The 21,688-nt window shown below is 70.6% G+C and carries 21 protein-coding genes and 1 pseudogene; 5 read left to right on the plus strand and 17 right to left on the minus strand.

Features of this window, described 5'->3' with window-relative positions:
* Position 1 precedes the first annotated feature (1 nt).
* From mtrB to GPY60_RS00985, 9 genes are all read right to left on the minus strand, one after another.
* Positions 2-1,690: an MtrAB system histidine kinase MtrB gene (mtrB, locus tag GPY60_RS00945; RefSeq protein ID WP_156685681.1), complete on the minus strand. Its 1,689-nt coding sequence runs from the start codon at positions 1,688-1,690 to the stop codon at positions 2-4.
* A gap of 13 nt (positions 1,691-1,703) precedes the next feature.
* Positions 1,704-2,390 (minus strand): two-component system response regulator MtrA, encoded by a 687-nt coding sequence (mtrA, locus tag GPY60_RS00950; protein WP_007168097.1) that lies wholly within the window; start codon positions 2,388-2,390, stop codon positions 1,704-1,706.
* Positions 2,391-2,470: 80 nt separating this feature from the next.
* A complete protein-coding gene (locus GPY60_RS00955; protein ID WP_156685682.1) occupies positions 2,471-3,103 on the minus strand; it encodes a dTMP kinase in 633 nt (210 codons plus the stop codon).
* A 98-nt stretch (positions 3,104-3,201) separates the two neighbouring features.
* The gene (gene ahcY, locus GPY60_RS00960; RefSeq protein ID WP_156685683.1) at positions 3,202-4,674 is read right to left on the minus strand and encodes an adenosylhomocysteinase; all 1,473 of its coding nucleotides are present in this window, start codon (positions 4,672-4,674) and stop codon (positions 3,202-3,204) included.
* Between the two features lie 98 nt (positions 4,675-4,772).
* Entirely contained in the window at positions 4,773-5,369 is a 597-nt protein-coding gene (gene alkX / locus GPY60_RS00965; RefSeq protein WP_156685767.1) for a TetR family transcriptional regulator AlkX, read from the minus strand.
* Positions 5,370-5,395: 26 nt separating this feature from the next.
* Positions 5,396-5,578: a rubredoxin gene (locus GPY60_RS00970; RefSeq protein ID WP_156685684.1), complete on the minus strand. Its 183-nt coding sequence runs from the start codon at positions 5,576-5,578 to the stop codon at positions 5,396-5,398.
* A complete protein-coding gene (locus GPY60_RS00975) occupies positions 5,575-5,748 on the minus strand; it encodes a rubredoxin (protein WP_156685685.1) in 174 nt (57 codons plus the stop codon). The genes GPY60_RS00970 and GPY60_RS00975 overlap by 4 nt, the downstream gene beginning before the upstream one ends.
* Positions 5,748-6,977 (minus strand): alkane 1-monooxygenase, encoded by a 1,230-nt coding sequence (locus GPY60_RS00980; protein ID WP_156685686.1) that lies wholly within the window; start codon positions 6,975-6,977, stop codon positions 5,748-5,750. The genes GPY60_RS00975 and GPY60_RS00980 overlap by 1 nt, the downstream gene beginning before the upstream one ends.
* A 228-nt stretch (positions 6,978-7,205) precedes the next feature.
* The gene (locus GPY60_RS00985) at positions 7,206-8,684 is read right to left on the minus strand and encodes an amino acid permease (protein WP_156685687.1); all 1,479 of its coding nucleotides are present in this window, start codon (positions 8,682-8,684) and stop codon (positions 7,206-7,208) included.
* A 54-nt stretch (positions 8,685-8,738) separates the two neighbouring features.
* Here GPY60_RS00985 and GPY60_RS00990 point away from each other — a divergent pair, with 54 nt between their 5' ends.
* Positions 8,739-10,166, plus strand: coding sequence for an FAD-dependent oxidoreductase (locus GPY60_RS00990; RefSeq protein WP_156685688.1), 1,428 nt, complete (start codon positions 8,739-8,741; stop codon positions 10,164-10,166).
* On the opposite strand, the gene manA is transcribed toward GPY60_RS00990, so the two are convergent.
* The 4 genes from manA to GPY60_RS01010 form a co-directional block, all read right to left on the minus strand.
* Positions 10,144-11,370: a mannose-6-phosphate isomerase, class I gene (gene manA, locus GPY60_RS00995; protein WP_156685689.1), complete on the minus strand. Its 1,227-nt coding sequence runs from the start codon at positions 11,368-11,370 to the stop codon at positions 10,144-10,146. The genes GPY60_RS00990 and manA overlap by 23 nt on opposite strands.
* An 8-nt stretch (positions 11,371-11,378) precedes the next feature.
* A complete protein-coding gene (locus GPY60_RS01000) occupies positions 11,379-12,488 on the minus strand; it encodes a TobH protein (protein ID WP_156685690.1) in 1,110 nt (369 codons plus the stop codon).
* Entirely contained in the window at positions 12,485-13,891 is a 1,407-nt protein-coding gene (locus tag GPY60_RS01005) for a phosphomannomutase/phosphoglucomutase (protein WP_156685691.1), read from the minus strand. The genes GPY60_RS01000 and GPY60_RS01005 overlap by 4 nt, the downstream gene beginning before the upstream one ends.
* Before the next feature lie 148 nt (positions 13,892-14,039).
* Positions 14,040-14,486, minus strand: coding sequence for a DUF3499 domain-containing protein (locus GPY60_RS01010; RefSeq protein WP_197283491.1), 447 nt, complete (start codon positions 14,484-14,486; stop codon positions 14,040-14,042).
* 212 nt (positions 14,487-14,698) lie between these two features.
* Here GPY60_RS01010 and GPY60_RS01015 point away from each other — a divergent pair, with 212 nt between their 5' ends.
* Complete coding sequence (locus GPY60_RS01015) at positions 14,699-15,121, plus strand: metallopeptidase family protein (protein WP_156685693.1); 423 nt, start codon at positions 14,699-14,701, stop codon at positions 15,119-15,121.
* A gap of 32 nt (positions 15,122-15,153) precedes the next feature.
* On the opposite strand, the gene GPY60_RS01020 is transcribed toward GPY60_RS01015, so the two are convergent.
* On the minus strand, positions 15,154-15,489 hold the full coding sequence (locus GPY60_RS01020) for a WhiB family transcriptional regulator (protein ID WP_156685694.1): 336 nt from the start codon (positions 15,487-15,489) through the stop codon (positions 15,154-15,156).
* A gap of 315 nt (positions 15,490-15,804) precedes the next feature.
* Here GPY60_RS01020 and cofD point away from each other — a divergent pair, with 315 nt between their 5' ends.
* Genes cofD through GPY60_RS01035 form a run of 3 tightly spaced genes read left to right on the plus strand, consistent with a single transcriptional unit; the run spans position 15,805 to position 18,695 of the window.
* Positions 15,805-16,806, plus strand: coding sequence for a 2-phospho-L-lactate transferase (cofD, locus tag GPY60_RS01025; RefSeq protein WP_156685695.1), 1,002 nt, complete (start codon positions 15,805-15,807; stop codon positions 16,804-16,806).
* A complete protein-coding gene (locus GPY60_RS01030) occupies positions 16,799-18,148 on the plus strand; it encodes a coenzyme F420-0:L-glutamate ligase (RefSeq protein WP_156685696.1) in 1,350 nt (449 codons plus the stop codon). The genes cofD and GPY60_RS01030 overlap by 8 nt, the downstream gene beginning before the upstream one ends.
* Before the next feature lies 1 nt (position 18,149).
* Positions 18,150-18,695: an NUDIX hydrolase gene (locus GPY60_RS01035; protein WP_156685697.1), complete on the plus strand. Its 546-nt coding sequence runs from the start codon at positions 18,150-18,152 to the stop codon at positions 18,693-18,695.
* A 57-nt stretch (positions 18,696-18,752) separates the two neighbouring features.
* On the opposite strand, the gene GPY60_RS01040 is transcribed toward GPY60_RS01035, so the two are convergent.
* The 3 genes and pseudogenes from GPY60_RS01040 to rfbD all read right to left on the minus strand — a co-directional run bounded on the left by GPY60_RS01040 (position 18,753) and on the right by rfbD (position 21,616).
* Positions 18,753-19,832 carry a sugar phosphate nucleotidyltransferase gene (locus GPY60_RS01040; RefSeq protein ID WP_156685698.1) on the minus strand — a complete coding sequence of 360 codons (1,080 nt, stop codon included), beginning with the start codon at positions 19,830-19,832 and terminating at the stop codon, positions 18,753-18,755.
* Positions 19,833-20,723 (minus strand): glycosyltransferase family 2 protein, encoded by an 891-nt coding sequence (locus GPY60_RS01045; RefSeq protein ID WP_156685699.1) that lies wholly within the window; start codon positions 20,721-20,723, stop codon positions 19,833-19,835. It lies immediately after the preceding gene.
* Positions 20,716-21,616: pseudogene (rfbD, locus tag GPY60_RS01050) on the minus strand (dTDP-4-dehydrorhamnose reductase). The gene GPY60_RS01045 and the pseudogene rfbD overlap by 8 nt, the downstream one beginning before the upstream one ends.
* Positions 21,617-21,688: the final 72 nt, after the last annotated feature.

Genomic DNA, 21,688 nt, shown 5'->3' on the forward strand with positions numbered 1-21,688 from the left:
ACTACCCGCTCCTCTCGGCGGGCTCGCGCGGCCGCAGCCGCTCCTTGCCGTGTTGCGGACCGGGGGCGGCGGGGGTCGGCGCCGGCTGCGGGATCGGCTTGAGGGGCAGCGGGCTGGTGGTGACCTTGTGGCCCCGCACCAGCGGGAGGGTCAGCCGGAAGCACGCCCCCTGGCCCGGCTCGCCCCAGGCCTCGAGTCGGCCTTGGTGCAGCCGCGCGTCCTCGATGCTGATCGCCAACCCGAGCCCGGTCCCTCCAGAGCGCCGCACCCGCGACGGGTCCGAGCGCCAGAACCGGCTGAACACCAGCTTCTCCTCGCCGGGGCGCAGGCCCACGCCGTAGTCGCGGACCGTGACGGCGACGGTGTCCTCGTCGACACCCATCCGGATCTGGACGGGCTTGTGCTCCGCGTGGTCGATGGCGTTGGCGATCAGGTTGCGCAGGATCCGCTCGACCCGGCGGGCGTCGACCTCGGCGATCACCTCGTGGTCGGGCATCTCGACCTGCAGCTCGATGCCGGCATCCTCGGCCAGGTGGCCGACGTTGCCCAGCGCGCTGCGCACGGTGGTGCGCAGGTCCACCGCCTCGACCGAAAGCTCGGCCACGCCGGCATCGTGCCGCGAGATCTCCAGCAGGTCGTTGAGCAGCGTCTCGAACCGGTCCAGCTCGTTGACCATCAGCTCGGTCGACCGGCGCAGCGTCGGGTCGAGGTCCTCGCTGTGGTCGTAGATCAGGTCGGCGGCCATCCGCACGGTGGTCAGCGGCGTGCGCAGCTCGTGGCTGACGTCGGAGGTGAACCGCCGCTGCAGGTTGCCGAACTCTTCGAGCTGGGTGATCTGCCGCGACAGGCTCTCGGCCATGTCGTTGAACGACACCGCCAGCCGCGCCATGTCGTCCTCGCCGCGCACCGGCATCCGCTCGGACAGGTGTCCCTCGGCGAACCGCTCGGCGATGCGCGACGCCGACCGCACCGGCACCACCACCTGCCGCGAGACCAGCAGCGCGATGCCGGCGAGCAGCACCAGCAGCACCGCCCCGCCGGTGATCATGGTCCCGCGGACCAGCGTGATCGTCGCCTGCTCGTTTTTCAGCGGGAAGATCAGGTACAGCTCCAGGTTGGCCACCTGCGCCGAAGCCGGCGTGCCGATGATCAGCGCCGGCCCCGAGAAGCCGTCGGTGTGGACCTCGGCGTACTGGTAGGCGGCCTGCCCGGCCTTGATGAACCCGCGCAGCGAGTTGGGCACCTGGTCGACGGGCCCGGCCGTGGTCGCGGCGCGCGGGCCGTCACCCGGCACCATGAGCACCGCGTCGAACGCGCCGGCCAGACCCGCGCCCGATGCGGGGTCGGTCTTCGAGGTCAGCGTGTTACGGGCCAGCTGAAGGCTGGAGTCCAGGGACCGCGTCTCCTCGCCGTTGACGATGCCGCCGACGGTGGTGCGGGCGCGCTCGATCTGCTCGGTCGCGGCCTTGACCTTGACGTCGAGCACGCGGTTGGTGACCTGGCTGGTCAGGACGAAGCCGAGCGCCAGGATGACCGTCAGCGACAGGCCGAGCGTCAGCGCGACGACCCGCAGTTGCAGCGACCGGCGCCATGCGGTGCCGACGATCCGACTCACCGCGCCCATGCCGCGGGTCATCAGACCCGAGCGGCCCCAGCGGCTCCTCGTACGTTGCTTGGAGCCCCAGATCAAGGGCGCTCCCGGATCACGGAGGTCCGGCCTTGTATCCCACTCCTCGAACGGTCAACACCACGGTCGGGTTCTCCGGGTCCTTCTCGACCTTCGCCCGCAGACGCTGGACGTGCACGTTCACCAAGCGGGTGTCCGCTGGGTGACGGTATCCCCACACCTGTTCGAGCAGCACATCTCGAGTAAACACCTGCCGCGGTTTGCGCGCCAACGCGACGAGCAGGTCGAACTCCAGCGGCGTCAGGGAGATCTGCTCGCCGTTGCGGGTGACCTTGTGGGCCGGCACGTCGATTTCGACGTCGGCGATCGACAGCATCTCGGCGGGCTCGTCGTCGTTGCGCCGCAGCCGCGCCCGCACCCGCGCCACCAGCTCCTTCGGCTTGAACGGCTTCATGATGTAGTCGTCGGCGCCCGACTCCAGGCCCAGCACCACGTCGACGGTGTCGGTCTTAGCGGTCAGCATGACGATCGGCACGCCGGAATCGGCCCGAAGCACCCGGCACACGTCGATGCCGTTCATGCCCGGCAGCATCAGGTCCAGCAGTACCAGGTCGGGGCGCAATTCGCGCACCGCAGTCAGGGCCTGGGTGCCGTCACCGATGACCGCAGTGTCGAAACCCTCCCCACGCAGCACGATGGTGAGCATCTCGGCGAGCGAAGCGTCGTCATCGACGACGAGAATCCTTTGCCTCATGGAGTCCATGGTGTCACCAGATCGGGACAAAACTCGGACACCACACGGGCGTTTCTTCCCCGATAAGGGCGAATCGAGACCAAATTGTGCTATCCGGCGCCCAAAGAGGCGGCCAGCCGGCCCGGTTCGACGTCCGCGTCGACCACCAGCCACCGGCCGGCCCACTCGGCCGCGGCCAGGCCGGCGTAGACGGCGCCGGTGCGCTGCTGCAGGCCGTCGTCGCGTTCGTAGCTGTCCCGGGCGCGCCCCGGCTCGTGCTCGGCCCGGTGCCGGGCGCGCCGCGCGGCGAGCTCGACCGGCACCCCGAGCAGCACCTGCCAGTCCGGCGACGGCAGGCCCAGGCGCTGATATTCCAGCCGCCGCACCCACTCGACCGCCGGCCCGCCCGCGTCCTCGTGCAGGCGGGCGGCGCTGTAGGCGGCGTTCGATGCGACGTAGCGGTCCAGGATGACGACGTCGTGGTCGCGGCGCAGGGCGTCGATCTCGGTGACGGCCCCGGCGCGGTCGAGCGCGAACAGCGTCGCCATCGCGTACACCGACGACGCGAGGTCGCCGTGCTCGCCGTGCAGCGCCTCGGCCGCGAGGTCGGCGGTGATCGAACGCCCATAGCGCGGGAACGCCAGCGTCGCCACCGACTTTCCGGCGGCCTCGAAGACCGCGCGCAGGCCGTCGGTGAGCGTCCGCTTGCCCGAGCCGTCGACCCCTTCGATCGCGATCAGCACGGCGCGAGCCTATCTCGGGCAGTCGAGCGTCACGCTGGCGTGACACGCGGCGCCGAATGCCACGCTGGCGTGACGTTCGGCGAGCCCGGCGCCAGAACTCAGTACCGGTAGTGGTCGGCCTTGTAGGGGCCGTCGACGTCGACGCCGATGTACTCGGCCTGCTCCTTGGTCAGCTTGGTCAGCTTGCCGCCGAGGGCCTCGACGTGGATGCGGGCCACCTTTTCGTCGAGGTGCTTGGGCAGCCGGTACACCTCGTTGTCGTACTCGTCGTTCTTGGTCCACAGCTCGATCTGCGCGATCACCTGGTTGGAGAAGCTGTTGCTCATCACGAACGACGGGTGCCCGGTGGCGTTGCCCAGGTTCAGCAGCCGGCCCTCGGAGAGCAAGATGATCGACTTGCCCGAGTCGGGGAACGTCCACACGTCCACCTGCGGGCGGATGTTGGTCTTCGTGGCGCCGGAGCGCTCCAGCTGGGCGACCTGGATCTCGTTGTCGAAGTGCCCGATGTTGCCCAGCACCGCGTAGTCCTTCATCGCCTTCATGTGCTCGAGGGTGATGATGTCCTTGTTCCCGGTGGCGGTGATGACGATGTCGGCGGTGCCGATCGCGTCCTCGACGGTCTCGACGTCGTAGCCCTCCATCAGGGCCTGCAGCGCGTTGATCGGGTCGATCTCGGTGACGACGACGCGCGCGCCCTGGCCCTTGACCGACTCGGCGCAGCCCTTACCGACGTCGCCGTAGCCGCAGACCAGCACCTTCTTGCCGCCGATCAGCACGTCGGTGCCGCGGTTGATGCCGTCGATCAGCGAGTGCCGGCAGCCGTACTTGTTGTCGAACTTGGACTTGGTCACCGAGTCGTTGACGTTGATCGCCGGGAAGGCCAGGTCACCGGCGGCGGCGAACTGGTACAGGCGCAGCACGCCGGTGGTGGTCTCCTCGGTGACGCCCTTGACGGACTCCGCGATCTTGGTCCACTTGTCCTTGTCGGTCTCGAAGCGATTGCGCAGCAGCTCCAGGAAGATCTTCCACTCGGTGGGGTCGTCCTCCTCGGCCGGCGGCACGACGCCGGCCTTCTCGTACTGCGCCCCGCGCAGCACCAGCATGGTGGCGTCGCCGCCGTCGTCGAGGATCATGTTCGCGGGCTCGTCGGGCCAGGTGAGCATCTGCTCGGCGGCCCACCAGTACTCCTCCAGCGTCTCGCCCTTCCAGGCGAACACCGGGACGCCCTTGGGCTCCTCGGGAGTGCCGTACGGGCCGACGACCACCGCAGCGGCGGCGTGGTCCTGGGTGGAGAAGATGTTGCAGGACGCCCACCGCACCTGCGCGCCCAGCGAGACGAGGGTCTCGATGAGCACCGCGGTCTGCACGGTCATGTGCAGCGAGCCCGAGATCCGGGCGCCCTTGAGGGGCTGCACCTCGGCGTACTCGCGGCGCAGCGACATCAGGCCCGGCATCTCCTGCTCGGAGAGCTCGATGTCCCGCCGACCGTAGTCCGCCAGCGACAGGTCGGCGACCTTGAAGTCGATGCCGTTGCGAACGTCGGGGGTCAGCGATTGCTCGGTCGTCGTCATGAAAGTTTCATCCTTTTCAGGGCTTACCGGGTTTCAGCGGTACTTAGCTTAGGTATGTTCTTCGGCCACTGTAGCCGCCCACCCGAACGCCCTTAGGATCAGGGAACTCCCGCGACACCGTGACGCTCGGCGAACGGCGTCATCAAGCGTGCCAGATCGGCCGCGACGTCGTGATCAGCCTCCGGTGGCATCGACACGTAGCTGAGGCAGAGCCGCACGATCGCCCGGGCCAGCACGCCCGCGTCCTCGTCGCTGGTGGCCACCCACGTCTGGGTGAACGCCGAAGCCAGCCGGCTCGACGCGCGGGTGATGATCGGCCCGCTGTCGGTGGTGATGAGCTGCAGCAGGTCGGGCTTGGCGACCCCGGTCAGCAGCGAGATCACCAGGGGGTCGGCCGCCGATTCCGCGAAGAAGTCGCGGAAGCCCTGCAGGAACGCCTCGTACATGTTGCCGACATGGCTGTCGAGGGCGGCGTGGACCGTGTCGACGAGCCGGTCGGCCAGGCGCAGGGCGTACCCCTGCGCCAGGCCCTGGCGCGACCCGAACTCGTTGTAGATGGTCTGCCGGCTGATGCCCGCGGCGCGGGCCACGTCCGACAGCGTGATGGCCGACCAGTCGCGGCTGCCGAGCAGCTCCCGCATCGCGTCCAGCACCGAGTCCCGCAGCAGGACCCGGGAGGCCTCCGCATACGGCATCCGCTTCACAGGCGTGAGGGTAGCGCTCACGGCCGGGCGACCTCGACCATCTCGAAGTCCGACTTCGCAGCGCCGCAGTCCGGGCAGCTCCAGTCCTCGGGGATGTCGTCCCAGCGGGTGCCGGGCGCGATCCCGTCCTCGGGCCAGCCCTGGGCCTCGTCGTACTCGAAGCCGCACTGGATGCAGCGGAACAGCTTGTAGTCACTCATGTCTTTGCTCCTACTTCGTCGAAATCGACCTTCTCGCGCACCGCGCAGTCCGGGCAGCACCAGTCGTCGGGGACCTGTTCCCACCGCGTGCCGGGGGGAAACCCTTCGCGGGCATTGCCTTTGGCCTCGTCGTAGACGTAGCCGCAGCCCGGGCACCGGTAGGTGGCCATCACGCCGGCACCCCGTACTTGGCGAGCAGCTTGGTGCGCAGCCGCGGGTGCAGGTTGACCTTGGTGATGTCGCCGTCGTAGTGGTCCAGCACCCGGTGGTCCATCACCTTGCGCCACAGCGGCGGGATATAGGTGAGCGAGATCATCGACGCGTACCCGCTGGGCAGGTTGGGGGCGCCGTCCATGCTGCGCAGCGTCTGGTAGCGCCGGGTCGGGTTCGCGTGGTGGTCGCTGTGCCGCTGCAGGTGGTAGAGGAACAGGTTGGTGACGAGGTGGTCGGAGTTCCAGCTGTGCACCGGCGCGCAGCGCTCGTAGCGGCCGTTGGCGTTCTTCTGCCGCAGCAGTCCGTAGTGCTCGAGGTAGTTGACGGCCTCGAGCAGGGAGAAGCCGAACACCGCCTGGATGACGACGAACGGGATCAGCGCCGGGCCGAAGACCGCGATCAGCACACCCCACAGCGCCAGCGACATCGCCCAGGCGTTGAGCACGTCGTTGCGGGGGTAGGTCAGCGGGTTCCAGGGGTTCTTGCCGAGCCGGCGGATCCGCTGGGCCTCCAACCCGAGCGCCGAGCGCAAGCTGCCGAACACGCTGCGCGGCAGGAACTCCCAGAAGGTCTCGCCGAAGCGCGCCGACGCGGGGTCCTCCGGGGTCGACACCCGCACGTGGTGACCGCGGTTGTGCTCGAGGTAGAAGTGGCCGTAGCAGGTCTGCGCGAGGGTGATCTTGGACAGCCAGCGCTCGAGCGACTCCTTCTTGTGGCCCATTTCGTGAGCGGTGTTGATGCCGACGCCGCCGACGATGCCGACCGACAGCGCCACGCCGAGCTTGCCCGCCCAGCCCAACGGGCCGTCAAAGCCGAGCCAGCTCAGGTGGGGGGCGGTGAACAGGTAGGCGCCCAGCACCACGCTCAGGTATTGGAACGGAATGAAGATGTAGGTGCAGTAGCGGTAGTACTTGTCGTTCTCCAGCCGTTCCATCACCTCGTCGGGCGGGTTCTGTCCGTCGGGGCCGAAGCGCATGTCCAGCATCGGCAGCAGGATGTAAACCAGGAACGGCCCGATCCACAGCGGCGCCTGAGCTGCCGCGTGCCAGCCGAGCTGGTTCAGCCCCCACACGAGCGGGAGCATGACGAACAGCGCCGTCGGCGGGATGAGCCCGATGAGCCACAGGTGGCGCTTCTTGTCGCGCCAGACGTCCTGGCTCTCGGGCAACCGGTCCAGTGTGGTCATATGCCAAACCTCCTTGTGAGTCACACCACGTTGAGATTGGACAATACCGTCCTCTGCGTCTCCTGTCTAGACACAGAGCCTCCATTTGTAAACCAATAGGCCGACGGCTGCCGCTCACGGTGGGCGTCGATCCTGCGCTGACGGCATCGAACCTGCGGCCACGTCGCGATTGCGGCGGATTCCGCCGCCGTGGATGCAGGCTCGAATGAGCCCGGGGTGATCGCGGGCTCAGGCTGCCGCTTTGCCGGCCATGCGTCGGCCCTGCACCGAGTGCCGGTAGCCGTAGCCGACGTAGATCGCGGTCCCGATCACCAGCCAGATGCCGAACCGGACCCAGGTCAGCGCGGTCAGGTTGAGCATCAGCCACAGGCACGCGCAGATCGAGGCGATCGGCAGCACCGGCACCCACGGCGCCCGGAAGCCGCGCTCGAGGTCGGGGCGGGTGCGGCGCAGCACCAGGACGCCGGCCGACACCAGGACGAACGCGAACAGCGTTCCGACGTTGACCATCTCCTCGAGCTTGGCGATCGGGAACACCGATGCCGTCAGGGCCACCAGCACCGCGACCAGCACGGTGATGCGGACCGGCGTGCCCCGGGAGCCGGTCTTGGCCAACCCCCGCGGCAGCAGGCCGTCGCGCGCCATCGCGAACAGCACCCGGCACTGCCCCAGCATCAGCACCATCACCACGGTGGTCAGCCCCGCGAGCGCGCCGATCGAGATGATCTCGCTGGCCCACCCGATGCCGTTGTCGGAGAACGCGGTGGCCAGGTTGGCGTGACCCCGACCGGGGACCGTCTTGAGCCGCGTGTAGGAGACCATGCCGGACAACACGACCGAGACCGCCACGTAGAGCACGGTCACGATGCCCAACGACGCGAGGATGCCCTTGGGGACGTCGCGCTGGGGGTTCTTGGTCTCCTCCGCCATGGTCGCGACGATGTCGAACCCGATGAACGCGAAGAACACGATGGACGCCCCGGCCAGCACGCCGTACCAGCCGTAATGACTGCCGTGCGCCCCGGTCAGCAACGACAGCACCGACTGGTCGATGCCACGGGCGTCGGACCCGGCTTCGGGCTTGGGGATGAACGGCGAGTAGTTCGAGCGCTTGATGTAGAACGCGCCGACGGCAACGACCAGCACCACCACCGTCACCTTGATCCCCGTGACCACCGCGGAGAACCGCGACGACAGCTTGGTGCCCAGCGCGATCAGCGTCGCCACCACCGCCACGATCAACAGCGCGCCCCAGTCCAGCTGAATCGAGCCCAATTGTATTGTGCCGCCGCCGAATCCGAACACCGAGCCGAGGTAGCTCGACCATCCCTTGGAGACGACGGCGGCGCCGATGGCCAGCTCCAGCAGCAGGTTCCAGCCGATGATCCAGGCCAGGAACTCGCCGAAGGTGGCATAGGAGAACGTGTAGGCGCTGCCCGCCACCGGGAGGGTGGAGGCGAACTCGGCGTAGCACAGCGCGGCCAGCGCGCAGGTGACCGCGGCGATGATGAACGAGATCCAGATGGCCGGGCCCGTGATGTCGCCGGCGGTCGACGCGGTGACGGTGAAGATGCCGGCGCCGATCACGACGGCGACCCCGAACACGACGAGGTCGATCCAGGTCAGCTCCTTGCGCAGGCGGGTGTCGGGCTCGTCGGTGTCGGCGATCGACTGCTCGACCGACTTGGTGCGCCATTTGTTCGCCATCCGCCCCGCCCCTTCCTGGTCAGCTGACCGCACAGTACTGGGTACGCTGCGGGCATGGGGGTTAGCGCAGCGAACACCAGAGAGCACGCGGTCGTCATCGGCGGGAGCCTTGCCGGCCTGTGCGCCGCGCGGGTGTTGTCGGACACCTTCTCCCGGGTCACGGTCTACGAACGCGACGAGCTGCCTTCGACGCCGGACAACCGCGCGGCGGTGCCGCAGGGCCAACACCTGCACCTGCTGATGGCCCGCGGGGCGGCCGAGTTCGAGGGTTTGTTCCCCGGCCTGCTCGACGACATGGTGGCCTGCGGCGTCCCGATGCTGGAGAACCGCCCGGACTGCATCTACCTGGGCGCTGCCGGCCACGTCCTGGGCACGGGGCACACCCTGCGCGACGAGTTCACCGCCTACGTGCCCAGCCGGCCGCAGCTCGAGTGGCAGATCCGCAACCGCGTCGCCAAGATCGAGAACGTCGAGATCGTGCGGCGCTCGGTCGCCGAGCCGCGGTTCGACGCGCCCCGCGAGCTCGTCACCGGCGTCCTGCTGGACCCCTCCGACAATCACGGTGAGCCGGAGTTCGTGCCGTCCGATCTCGTCGTCGACGCCGCGGGCCGGGGCACCAGGCTGCCGGTGTGGCTGGAGCAGTGGGGCTACGAGCGGCCCGTCGAGCAGACCATCGACATCGGGATTCACTACGCCACCCACCGATTCCGCATGCCGGAAGGCCTCGTCGCCGAGAAGGTCGTCGTCGCCGGCGCCTCCCACGACCAGTCGCTGGGGCTGGGCATGCTGTTCTACGAGGACCGCACCTGGGTCCTGACGACGTTCGGGGTGGCGAACGAGAAGCCGCCACGGACGTGGCCCGAGATGCTGGCGCTGGCCAAAGAGCTGCTGCCCGAGCACTTTACGTCGGCAATGGCCCAAGCGGAGCCCATCGGCGAACCGGCGTATCACGCGTTCCCGGCCAGCAGATGGCGGCGATACCACAAGATGAAGCGCTTCCCGGGCGGCATCGTCCCGCTCGGCGACGCCGTCGCCAGCTTCAACCCCACCTTCGGCCAGGGCATGACGATGACCTCGCTGCAGGCCGGTCACCTGAAGTGGGCGCTGGGGTTCCCGGATCACCAGCTGGCCGCCGTGCTCAACGGCGCGACCGCCCGGACTACCTATCCAATTTGGATGATGAACGGCATCGCCGACGTCCACTTCCACCATGCGAAGACGAAGGCGCCCGTCCCCTGGTGGTGGCGGCCGTCGGCGGCGCTGTTCGACCAGTTCCTGGGGGCCGCCGAGACGGAACCCGTTCTGGCGGAATGGTTTTTGCGGCGGTTTTCGCTGCTGGACAGCCTCTATATGGTGCCGCCGCTGAGCATTGTCGGCCGCACCATGCGGCACAACATGCGGCTGTGGCTGCGCGAGCGCCGCGAGGCCCGGCGCAACGGATCGCCGCGGCCGGAGGCCGTCACAGCCCTTCGGTCACCCTGAACAAGGTGGTGGGCTGGCGGGCGACCAGCCGGATCGGCCCGTCGTCCGCCGGCACCCAGGCCGCCATCCCCCGCTGCAGCGTGAGCGAACGGGATTTGCCGTGCACGGTGGTGCAACCCTCGGTGCACAACAGGATCTGCGGTCCCTCGTGGCTGCAGGACGCGTCGACCTCGTGGCCGAGGTACTCGCCCTCGAGCGTCAGCAGCGCGACCGCGAACTCGTCGGCGGGCGTCTCGTAGACCTGAACGAACCCCTCGCGGTGGACGCGCGGGCGCAGTTGGGACTCGGCGCTCGGAGTGAAGTCGAGCACCCGCAGCAACTCGGGCACGTCGACGTGCTTGGGGGTCAGCCCGCCGCGTAACACGTTGTCGGAGTTGGCCATCACCTCCACGGCGAAGCCGCGCAGGTAGGTATGCAGGTTGCCGGCCGGCACGAAGATGGCCTCCCCGGGGGCCAGGGTGACGCGGTTGAGCAGCAGGGCCGCCAGTACCCCGGCGTCGCCGGGGTAGCGCTCGCCCAGCTCCAGCACCGTCTTCGCCTCGGCGGCGAATTCCGTTGCGCCGCAACTGACGTACTGGATCGCGCCGTCCAGCACCGCGGACACCAGCACGTCGATGTCGGGCTGGGGCGCGGTGATCCACGTGGTGAACAGCGCGCGCAGGCCGTCGGCGTCGGACTGGTCGCTGAGCAATTCGATGAAGGGGTCGAGGTCGGAGACGGCCAGCGCCCGCAACAGCTCGGTGGTCCGCGACGCCTGACGGAAGCCGGCCAGCGCCTCGAACGGCTCCAGCGCCACCAGCAACTCCGGCTTGTGCGAGGTGTCGCGGTAGTTGCGGATCGGCGAGTTCACCGGAATGCCGAGCCGCTCCTCGCGCAGGTAGCCCTCCAGCGCCTGGGTGGAGCTGGGGTGCGCCTGCAGCGACAGCGGCTCGTCGGCCGCCAGCACCTTGACCAGGAACGGCAGCACGTCACCGAAGCGGGCACGCGACCCTGAGCCGAGCTCCCCCTCCGGATCGTCGGTCAGCGCCGCCAGCAGCGAGATCTCGCCCTCGTCGGTCTCCAGCCAGGCCGGGTCGCCGGGGTGCGCGCCGAACCACAGCTCGGCCTCCGGATGGGCCGCCGGAACCGGGCGTCCGGTGAATTCCGCGATCGCCGTACGTGATCCCCACGCGTACGTGCGCAACGCCCCGCGAAGCAACTCCACTTGTCTATCTATCCCCGCACCAGTCGCATGTAAACGGCCGCCATCTCCAGCCGAACGGCCAATACTGCCAGTTGCTGCTCGGGGCGCCCCGCACCGGCGCCGGCGCTTGCGGGTGCGGCCGCGTCCGGGGGCGCCTCGCCGGGTTCCGTCACCTCGGGCACGTCCTGGGCCGAGAGCAGGTCGACGTCGTCGAGCCCGGCGACGCGGGCGGCCACCACCGTCCGCTCGTCGGACAACGTGAGCGCCAGCACCCGCAGCCGCTCGGGCAGCGGTCCGTCGATCTCCTCGTCGTGGAAGAGGGCGTCCACCGCGGGCGCGCCGGCCATGCCGCGCAGCGCGACCACCGCGTCCGCCAGCCCGGTGGCTGCGACCGACTCGTGGGCGATCCGCAGCAGGGTCGAGCTGCCGTGCCGGGCCAGCGCCAGGGTCGCGGCGGAGTCGCCGGCCAGCGCCACCCGACGGCCCGCCATGCGCGCGGCCAGCGTCTTGGCCGGGTTCGTGAACAGCTCGCGACCCGCGCTGTTGCGCAGCGCCTCGGCGTCCAGCTCGTCGGCCAGCGAAGCGAGGTCCTGGCCGGCGTTCGGGCGGGGGTCGACGGTCTGCAGCGTCGCCAGCCCGGCGGCGAGGTAGCGGCACAGCCCGAGTTCGTCGGGAACCCAGAGCCGCGGCGCGAGAACGGCGACCCGGCCCGCGGTGGAATCGCGCAGCGGACCTTCGAACGGCGCGACCACCACCACGCGCGCGCCGCGGCGCACCCCCATCGAGGCGGCGCTGACCAGCGCGGGGTCCCCGGGGTCGTCGCCGGCGACCACCAGCACGTCGAGCGGCCCCACCCACGGCGGCGCCTCAGAGAGCAACGCGACCGGCTCGGCCGCCGCGGCGCCCAGCGTCGCCGAGAGCATGGCGCCGGCGCTCTCGGCCGCGCCCCGCCCGGCGACCCAGATGATGCTGCGGGGTCGGTCGCCCGTCCGCAGCGCGTCGAGCGCGCCCTCGTCGACGGCCGCGGCGATTGCGCGCACCTGCGCGCCGGCCGACGACGCCGCCCGCAGCAGACCGTCCCGATCGGCGCCGAGCAGGCCCTCGGTGTCCTCCAGGTCGATCACGCGGGTGTCGCTCACGGCGCCGCCTCGGCGTGCGCCGTTTGCGCCGCGGTCGCTGAAATCTGACTGCTGATCTGGCCGACGAGCGCGTCGACGTCCTCGGCGCTGCGGGCCTCGACGTTGAGCCGCAGCAGCGGCTCGGTGTTGGAGCTGCGCAGGTTGAACCAACTGCCGCCACCGAGGTCGACGGTCACCCCGTCGATGTGGTCGATGGAGTGGATGCGGGTGCCGAACGACTTGAGCACCTCGTCCACGCACCGCCCCGCGTCGGCCACAGTGAAGTTGATCTCGCCGGAGGACTCGTAGCGCTGGTAGTCGGCGGTCAGCTCCGACAGCGGCCGGTCCTGCTCGCCGAGGGCGGCGAGCACGTACAGCGCCGCCAGCATCCCCGAGTCGGCGCCCCAGAAGTCGCGGAAGTAGTAGTGCGCCGAGTGTTCCCCGCCGAAGATGGCGCCCGTCTCGGCCATCAGCGCCTTGATATAGGAGTGCCCGACCCGCGAGCGCAGCGGCGTGCCGCCTCGCTCGGTGACCAGTTCGGGGACGGCGCGCGACGTGATCACGTTGTGGATGATCGTCGCGCCGATCTCCCGGCTCAGTTCCCGCGCGGCCACCAGGCTGGTCACGGTCGACGGCGACACGGGCCGGCCGCGCTCGTCGACGACGAAGCAGCGGTCGGCGTCGCCGTCGAAGGCCAGCCCGATGTCGGCGCCCGTCTCGCGGACGAAGTTCTGCAGGTCCACCAGGTTCGCCGGGTCCAGCGGGTTGGCCTCGTGGTTCGGAAAGGAGCCGTCGAGCTCGAAGTACAACGGCAGCAGGGTGATCGAGCCGATCGCGCCGAGCACCGCGGGCGCCGTGTGCCCGGCCATGCCGTTGCCCGCGTCTACCGCGACCCGCAGCGGGCGCAGGTCGGAGGTGTCCACGAGCGAGCGCAGGAAAGCGCCGTAGTCGTCGAGCACGTCGGCGTCGGCGACGGCGCCGGGCAGGCCGTTATACGGCTCGACCCCGGCGATCAGCTGGTCGGCGATCACGCGCAACCCGGTGTCGGCGCCCACGGGCTTGGCACCGGCCCGGCACAGCTTGATCCCGTTGTAGGCGGCCGGGTTGTGGCTCGCGGTGAACATCGCGCCCGGGCAGTCCAGCAGGCCGGAGGCGAAGTACAGCTCGTCGGTCGACGCCAACCCGATGCGCACCACGTCCAGGCCCTGCCCGGTGACGCCGTCGGCGAACGCCGCCGCCAGGGCCGGCGAGCTGTCGCGCATGTCGCGGCCGATCACCACCCGGTTCGCGCCCTCGTCGCGCATCAACCGGGCGAAGGCGGCGCCCAGGTCGCCGACGAAGGACTCGTCGAGCTCCTCGCCGACCAGGCCGCGCACGTCATAAGCCTTGACGACGCGGTGGACGATCGCGGCGGGCCGAGACATGCGGGACCCTCCTGACGCCATCTATTGCTGTGCCTCTTGGGCGCCAGCCTATCCGCCCCCGGTTCGGCGCAGTGCTCTAGCCGGATGGCCGGGCTAGTCGCATGGCCGGGCTCCTCGCTCGCGCCCTGTCGGCGATCGCCGCGCCCGGCTACTCGCTGGGATCTGGTAGCACGCGCAGGTGCCCGCGGCGCCGGCCCGACCGGTGCTCGGGCGGGGCCAGCACGCTGCCGCTCGGTGCGGTGGCGTGGGGCCCGGCGTGGTGGACGTGCGGATCGGCGTACCCGTCGAACCCGGTGCGCGGTGCCGCGGCGCCGGCGCGGCCCGGGGCGCCCTCGCGCACCGCGTCCGCCAGGGCGACGAGGTCGTCCTCGTCGGGATTGCTGGGGATCGGCAGCGGGCCGGCGTGGCGCACCAGGTCCCACCCGCGTGGCGCGGTGATGCGACCGGCGTGGCCGACGCACAGGTCCCACGAGTGGGGCTCGCGCGCGGTGGCGAGTGGACCCACGACCGCAGTCGAGTCCGAGTAGACGAACGTCAAGGTCGCCACTGCGTAGTGCGGACACCCGGGCCGGCAACAGCGACGGGGAACGTTCACGATCGAAAGGCTATCGTGCGGAAACGCCGCCGAAGCGCCGGACACGCGCAACCGTTCGACCCGCGATGTCCAACCGTTACCATCGGCGCGTGGGCGATTCGCGCGGTTTTCCGCGAAGCGATCGGTCTTGGGACGAACCAAGCGGGCGCGGATCGGGCGCGCAGCCGGGGGCGGGGCGCTCGGCTGGCCGCCGGTCGCGGCGGGGCCGCGAGATGCGCGGGCCGCTCCTGCCGCCGACCGTGCCGGGGTGGCGCAGCCGGGCCGAGCGGTTCGACATGGCGGTGCTCGAGGCCTACGAGCCGATCGAGCGGCGCTGGCAGGATCGACTGTCCGACTTGGACGTGGCGGTCGACGAGATTCCGCGGATCGCCGCGAAGGACCCGGAGAGCGTCCAGTGGCCGCCCGAGGTGGTCGCCGACGGCCCGATCGCGCTGGCCCGGTTGATCCCGGCGGGTGTCGACGTGCGTGGCAATTCCACGCGGGCACGAATCGTGTTGTTCCGCAAGCCGATTGAGCGACGGGCCAAGGACACCGTCGAACTCGGCGATCTACTGCATGAGATTTTGGTGGCTCAGGTCGCCATCTACCTTGACGTCGACCCCTCGGTCATCGACCCGACGATCGACGACGACTGACTGCGTGACTGCTTGGCTGCTTGGCGCGCGCGTCAGATGATGCCGCGCTTGAGGCGCCGGCGCTCGCGCTCGGACAGCCCGCCCCAGATGCCGAACCGCTCGTCGTGTTCGAGGGCGTACTCGAGGCACTCGTGGCGCACCTCGCAGCCCAGGCAGATCTTCTTGGCCTCCCGCGTGGAGCCGCCCTTCTCGGGGAAGAAGGCCTCGGGGTCGGTTTGCGCGCACAGCGCGCGGTCCTGCCACTGGTCGGCGACCGGCGGGGCCGGCTCCGGCTCGAATTCGACTGCGACATCAGGAACCACAGTCAGGTGCGGCCGGAGAAGCGGCGTGGGGGCGCTGCTCATAACGGTGTTTGATGTGTTTGCCATGACGCCCCGAAGGTGCTCGTAAGACATGCGGTCGTCCGCCTCCTCAGCTTGGTGGAGAGAGTGAGTAAGTCGCTCTGTTCTGATGTACAGACAATTCGAACAAGTGATCGAATCTCGGTCTGCGACACCGGAATCGGCCGGCCAACCGGGAAATGACACTGTTGTGATTAGACACGGGTTGACCTGCTGGGTCAAGCGTTTCGGCGCATTTCCATATCATCTCGTGACCAGATTTCGGCGTTTCTGTTGTTTTGGGGTCGCGGCGTGTCGATCACATCCCGATAACACCGCAGCGCGACGGTACTGTCGGGCGGTGTGAAGGTCACCGTTCTGGTCGGCGGGGTTGGCGGCGCCCGTTTCCTGCTGGGTGTTCAACAGCTGCTCGGGCTCGGTCAGTTCCGTACGCAACAGGCCCCAGACGCGGCCGCCTCCGGCCACGATCTGACGGCGATCGTCAACGTCGGCGATGACGCGTGGATCCACGGAGTGCGGGTCTGTCCGGATCTGGACACCTGCATGTACACCTTAGGTGGAGGTGTAGATCCGGAGCGCGGGTGGGGTCACCGCAACGAAACCTGGCACGCCAAAGAGGAATTGGCGCGGTATGGCGTGCAGCCCGACTGGTTCGGACTGGGCGACCGCGACCTGGCGACCCACCTGGTGCGCACCCAGATGCTCAACGCGGGCTACCCGCTTTCCCAAATCACGACCGCGCTGTGCGACCGCTGGCAACCGGACGCGCGATTGCTGCCGGCGAGCGACGACCGCTGCGAGACGCACGTTGTGATCACCGACCCGGCCGACGGCGGCCGGCGGGCGATTCACTTCCAGGAGTGGTGGGTGCGCTACCGCGCCCAGGTGCCCACCCACAGCTTCGCGTTCGTCGGCGCCGAAAAGGCAAGCGCGACAAGCGACGTCCTGGCCGCCATCGCCGAGGCCGACGTCATCCTGCTGGCGCCCTCGAACCCCGTCGTCAGCGTCGGGCCCATCCTGGCGGTCCCCGGCATCCGCGGCGCCCTGCGCGCCGCGGCCGCCCCGGTCGTCGGCTACTCACCGATCATCGGCGGAAAGCCGTTGCGCGGCATGGCCGATGCGTGCCTGCAGGTGGTCGGTGTCGAGTCCACCGCCGAGGCGGTCGGCCGCTACTACGGGGCGCGGCGCGGCACCGGGATCCTGGACTGCTGGCTGATCGCCGAGGGCGACGAGGCCGACGTCGAGGGCGTCGCGGTGCGCTCGGTGCCGCTGTTGATGCGCGACCCCAAGGCGACCGCGGAGATGGTGAGCGCCGGGCTGGAGCTGGCGGGCGTCGGTGTCTGAGCACGGAACCGCAGCGCGGGTCGAAATCCTCCCGGTCCCCGGGCTTCCCGAGTTCCGGCCCGGCGACGACCTCGGCGGCGCCATCGCCGCGGCCGCGCCGTGGCTGCGCGACGGCGACGTCGTCGTCGTCACCAGCAAGGTGCTGTCCAAGTGCGAGGGCCGGCTGGTGCCCGCGCCGCAGGACGCCGAGGAGCGCGACGCGCTGCGGCGCACGCTGGTCGAGGGAGAGGCGGTCCGGGTGCTGGCGCGCAAGGGTCGCACCCTGATCACCGAGAACCGCCTGGGCCTGGTGCAGGCCGCCGCCGGCGTGGACGGGTCCAACGTCGGCCGCGACGAGCTGGCGCTGCTGCCCACCGATCCCGACGGCAGCGCGGCGGCGCTGCGCACCGCCCTGCGCGAACGGCTCGGCGTCGACGTGGCCGTGGTCATCACCGACACCATGGGGCGCGCGTGGCGCAATGGGCAGATCGACGCGGCGATCGGCGCCGCGGGCCTGGCTGTGCTGCACGGTTATTCGGGGGCGGTCGACGCACACGGCAACGAGCTGCTCGTCACCGAGGTCGCCGTCGCCGACGAGGTGGCCGCGGCCGCCGACCTGGTCAAGGGCAAGCTGATGGGCATGCCGGTGGCGGTGGTGCGCGGGCTGTCGGTACCCGACGACGGCACGAGACCTTCCAGGGCCCGCGACCTGTTGCGGCCCGGCACCGAGGACCTGTTCTGGCTCGGCACGGCCGAGGCCATCGAGATGGGGCGGCGGGAGGCGCAGCTGCTGCGCCGGTCGGTGCGCCGCTTCTCCGGTGAGCCCGTGCCACCCGAACTCGTCGAGGGCGCCGTCGCCGAGGCGCTCACCGCGCCCGCCCCCCACCACACCCGGCCCGTGCGGTTCGTGTGGCTGCAGACGCCGGCGACCCGAAGGCGGCTGCTGGATCGCATGAAGGACAAGTGGCGCGCCGACCTCGCCGGTGACGGCAGGCCGGCCGACTCGATCGAACGGCGCGTCGCGCGCGGCCAGATCCTGTACGACGCGCCCGAGGTCGTCATCCCGTTCCTGGTGCCCGACGGCGCGCACGAGTATCCCGACGCCGCGCGCACCGCCGCCGAGCACACCATGTTCACCGTCGCGGTCGGGGCCGCGGTGCAGGCCCTGTTGGTCGCCCTGGCGGTCCGCGGGGTGGGCAGCTGCTGGATCGGCTCGACGATCTTCGCCGCCGACCTGGTGCGCGCGGAGCTCGGGCTGCCACCCGAGTGGGAGCCGCTGGGCGCCATCGCGATCGGCTACCCCGCCGAGCCAGCGGGGCCGCGCGATCCGGCGGGGGTCGCCGACCTGCTGATCAGGAAGTGACGTGAGCCTTCGGGAGTCGGCGATCGCGATGCTCACCGACTGGCGCGCGCCGGACGCGGCCCAGGACTCGCTGCGGCACGCCGTGCTCGCCTTCCTGCACGCCCGACCCGACGCCTGCTCGCGGGAATGCGTGCCGGGGCACGTGACCGCCTCGGCGTTGGTGCTCGACCACACCGGCTCGCGGGTGCTGTTGACCCTGCACCCCCGGGTGGGCCGCTGGGTGCAATTGGGCGGGCACTGCGACGACGGCGACGCGGACCTCGTCGCCGCGGCCCTGCGCGAGGCGACCGAGGAGTCCGGCACCGACGGCCTGCGCATCGATCCCGAGCCGGCCGCCATCCACGTCCACCCGGTCACCTGCGCGCTGGGCGTGCCCACCCGTCACCTGGACGTGCAGTTCGTGGCGCACGCGCCGCCCGGCGCGCAGATCTCGATCAGCGACGAGTCCGAGGACCTCCGGTGGTGGCCCGTCGATGCGCTGCCGCCAGGCTCCGACGAGGCGCTGGAGTATCTGGTGGGCCGGGCGGTCGGCCGAGTGTCACGCTAGCGTGGCAGCCGGCGCCGAGCGTCACGCCAGCGTGACGGCCGGCGCGGCCCAGCGGACCTACACGTCGGACGAGTACCGGATCCCGCCGTCGGGAATGGAGACGCCGGGCCACACGCGCGCACCGCGCAAGAGCTCGCAGCGCGCGCCGATGTCGGCGCCGTCGCCGATCACCCCGTCGCGGATCAGGGCCCGCGGGCCGATGCGCACGCCGAACCCGATGATCGAGCGCTCGATCACGCTGCCGGCCTCGACCTTGACGCCGTCGAAGATCACCGCGCCGTCCAGCCGCACGCCCGGGCCGATCTCGGCGCCGCGGCCGACGACCGTGCCGCCCACCAGCACCGCGCCGGGCGACACGGCGGCGCCGTCGTGCACCAGCTGCTCGGCGCGATGCCCGTGCAGGGCGGGTGACGGCGCGATCCCGCGCACCAGGTCCGCCGAGCCGCGGACGAAGTCCTCGGGCGTGCCCATGTCGCGCCAGTAGGTCGCGTCGACGTACCCGCAGACCTTGACGTCGGGATCGGACAGCAGGGCGGGGAAGACCTCGCGTTCGACCGACACCTCGCGGCCGCGCGGGATCCGGTCGATGATCTCGCGCGCGAATACGTAAGTGCCGGCGTTGATCTGGTCGGTCGGCGGGTCCTGCGTCTTCTCGACGAAGGCGGTGACGCGACCGTTGTCGTCGGTGGTGACGCAGCCGAACGCCCGCGGGTCGCCCACCCGCACCAGGTGCAGGGTGACGTCGGCGTGCTGTTTGCGGTGGAACTCGAGCATCTGGCCGAGGTCGGCGCCGGAGAGCACGTCGCCGTTGAACACCATCACGGTGTCGTGACGCAGGTGGCCCGCCACGTTGGCGATGCCGCCGCCGGTGCCCAGCGGCTGCTCCTCGGTGACGTACTCCATCTGCAGCCCCAGCTTGGACCCGTCGCCGAACTCCGCCTCGAACACCTGGGCCTGATACGAGGTGCTCAGCACCACGTGCTCGATGCCCGCCGCGGCGATCCGCGACAGCAGGTGCGTGAGGAACGGCAGCCCGGCGGTGGGCAGCATCGGCTTGGGCGCCGACAGCGTCAGCGGCCGCAGGCGGGTGCCCTTGCCGCCCACCAGCACCACGGCGTCGACCTGTGGTTTGTCCATTCAGCGCCTCCCCTCCGCCAGTCTGCGCCTGCGCGCGCTGCGCACCATCAGTCGCGACCGCACCCCCAACGACGCCCGCAGCGTCCAGCGAAGCGGCGCCCGCCACCAGCCCCCGTGGCGATCGGCCAGGAACAGGTACGTGCTGCGGTGGTGGGCGGCCAGGTGGCTGGCCGGGTCGTGACCGGTGGAGTGGCCCTTGTGGTGCAGGACCTCGGCCGTCGGCACGTAGACGCTCTGCCAGCCGGCCCGGCCGAGCCGGTCGTCGAGGTCGACGTCCTCCATGTACATGAAGTAGCGCTCGTCGAAGCCGCCGACCTGACTGAACGCCGACCGCCGCACCAGCAGGCACGACCCGGACAGCCAGCCGACCGGCCGTTCGCTGGGCTCGAGCCGCTCCTGGCGGTAGGCGGCGCTCCACGGGTTGCGCTTCCAGAACGGCCCGACCACCGCGTGCATGCCGCCCCGGACCAGGCTGGGCAGGTGGCGCGCCGACGGGTACACCGACCCGTCGGGATCGCGGATGAGCGGCCCGAGGGCGCCGGCGCGCGGCCAGCGGGCCGCCGCCTCGAGCAGGGCGTCGATGCTGCCCGGGCCCCACTGCACGTCGGGGTTGGCCACGATCACCCAGTCCCCCGCGTCTTCCAGGCCCTGGTCGAGCTGTTCCACCGCCCGGTTCACCGCGGTCCCGTAGCCGAGGTTGGCGCCGGTCTCGAAGAGCCGGACGTTCGGGTAGCGCTCGACCGCCGTCTGCGGGGTGCCGTCGGTGGAGCCGTTGTCGGCCAGCAGGACGCTCACCGGACGGTCGGTGGCCAGCGACAACGACGCGAGGAACCGCTCCAGGTGGGGCCCCGGCGAGTAGGTCACCGTCACGACCGGCAGGACGTCAGTCACGCGTCGAGGGTAGCGGTCGGCTGGACACGGCGTTGACGTCAGATGGCGCCGGCGTCGGACAGCGCCGCGACCAGCGCGTCGCGCCACGGCCGCAGCGGCGTCATGCCCGCGGCCGCCGACTCGCGGCTGCCCAGGGCGGAGTAGGTCGGCCGCGGCGCAGGCCGCGGGAACTGGGCGGTGCTGACCGGCCGCACCCGCTCGGGGTCCTCGCCGCACAGCTCGAAAACCGCGCGCGCCAGCCCGAATCGGGAGACCGCGCCCTCGTTGGCGGCGTGCAGGAGAGGGCCGGGAACCTCGTCGTCGGCGATCTGCAGCAGCGCGGCCGCCAGGTCGCCGACGTACGTGGGCGACCCCGCCTGGTCGTCGACGACGTCGATCGGCCCGTCGCCGGCGGCCAGCCGGCGCATGATCGCGACAAAGTCCCGCCCGTCGCCGCCGGTGTACACCCAGGCGGTTCGGACGACGACAGCGTCCGGGGACGCCGCCAGTGCGGCCCGCTCCCCCGCCAGCTTGGTCTGCGCGTAGACGCCCCGCGCGTCGGTTTCGTCGCTGGGCTCGAAAGGCCGGTCGCCGTCGCTGAACACGAAATCGGTGGACACGTGGATCAGCCGGGCGCCGGCCTTGGCGCAGGCCCGGGCGAGGTTCTCGGGGCCGGTGGCGTTGACCGCGTGGGCCGCCGCCGCGTCGCTCTCGGCGCCGTCGACGTTGGTGTAGGCCGCGCAGTTGATCACCACGTCGCCGGCCTCGATGAGGCGCTGCGCGGCGGCCGGGTCGGTGATGTCCCACTCCGATGAGGTGAATGCCAGGGCGTTCCGGCCCTGCTCGGTGGTGATGGCGGCGAGCCGCCCGCCCAGTTGCCCGCCCCCGCCCGTGATCAGGATCCTCGCCGACATGGTCACGAGTTTGGCATGCCCCGGGCACGCCGGGGCTCGTTACGCCCGAAGCGCGTGTGGCGCAAGTAGCCT

Source organism: Mycobacterium sp. Marseille-P9652 (assembly GCF_902652685.1).
In the GTDB taxonomy this organism is placed as follows: domain Bacteria; phylum Actinomycetota; class Actinomycetes; order Mycobacteriales; family Mycobacteriaceae; genus Mycobacterium.

Coding starts and splice junctions, on each gene's coding strand:
- ahcY (WP_156685683.1), bottom strand. CDS start 4,674: ATGACGACGACCGAGCAATCGCTGACCCCCGACGTTCGCAACGGCATC.
- alkX (WP_156685767.1), bottom strand. CDS start 5,369: ATGCCGTATGCGGAGGCCTCCCGGGTCCTGCTGCGGGACTCGGTGCTG.
- GPY60_RS00980 (WP_156685686.1), bottom strand. CDS start 6,977: ATGACCACACTGGACCGGTTGCCCGAGAGCCAGGACGTCTGGCGCGAC.
- mtrA (WP_007168097.1), bottom strand. CDS start 2,390: ATGGACTCCATGAGGCAAAGGATTCTCGTCGTCGATGACGACGCTTCG.
- GPY60_RS00990 (WP_156685688.1), top strand. CDS start 8,739: ATGGGGGTTAGCGCAGCGAACACCAGAGAGCACGCGGTCGTCATCGGC.
- GPY60_RS01015 (WP_156685693.1), top strand. CDS start 14,699: ATGCGCGGGCCGCTCCTGCCGCCGACCGTGCCGGGGTGGCGCAGCCGG.
- GPY60_RS01040 (WP_156685698.1), bottom strand. CDS start 19,832: ATGGACAAACCACAGGTCGACGCCGTGGTGCTGGTGGGCGGCAAGGGC.
- GPY60_RS01020 (WP_156685694.1), bottom strand. CDS start 15,489: ATGGCAAACACATCAAACACCGTTATGAGCAGCGCCCCCACGCCGCTT.
- GPY60_RS00975 (WP_156685685.1), bottom strand. CDS start 5,748: ATGGCCACCTACCGGTGCCCGGGCTGCGGCTACGTCTACGACGAGGCC.
- GPY60_RS01005 (WP_156685691.1), bottom strand. CDS start 13,891: ATGTCTCGGCCCGCCGCGATCGTCCACCGCGTCGTCAAGGCTTATGAC.
- GPY60_RS00970 (WP_156685684.1), bottom strand. CDS start 5,578: ATGAGTGACTACAAGCTGTTCCGCTGCATCCAGTGCGGCTTCGAGTAC.
- GPY60_RS00985 (WP_156685687.1), bottom strand. CDS start 8,684: ATGGCGAACAAATGGCGCACCAAGTCGGTCGAGCAGTCGATCGCCGAC.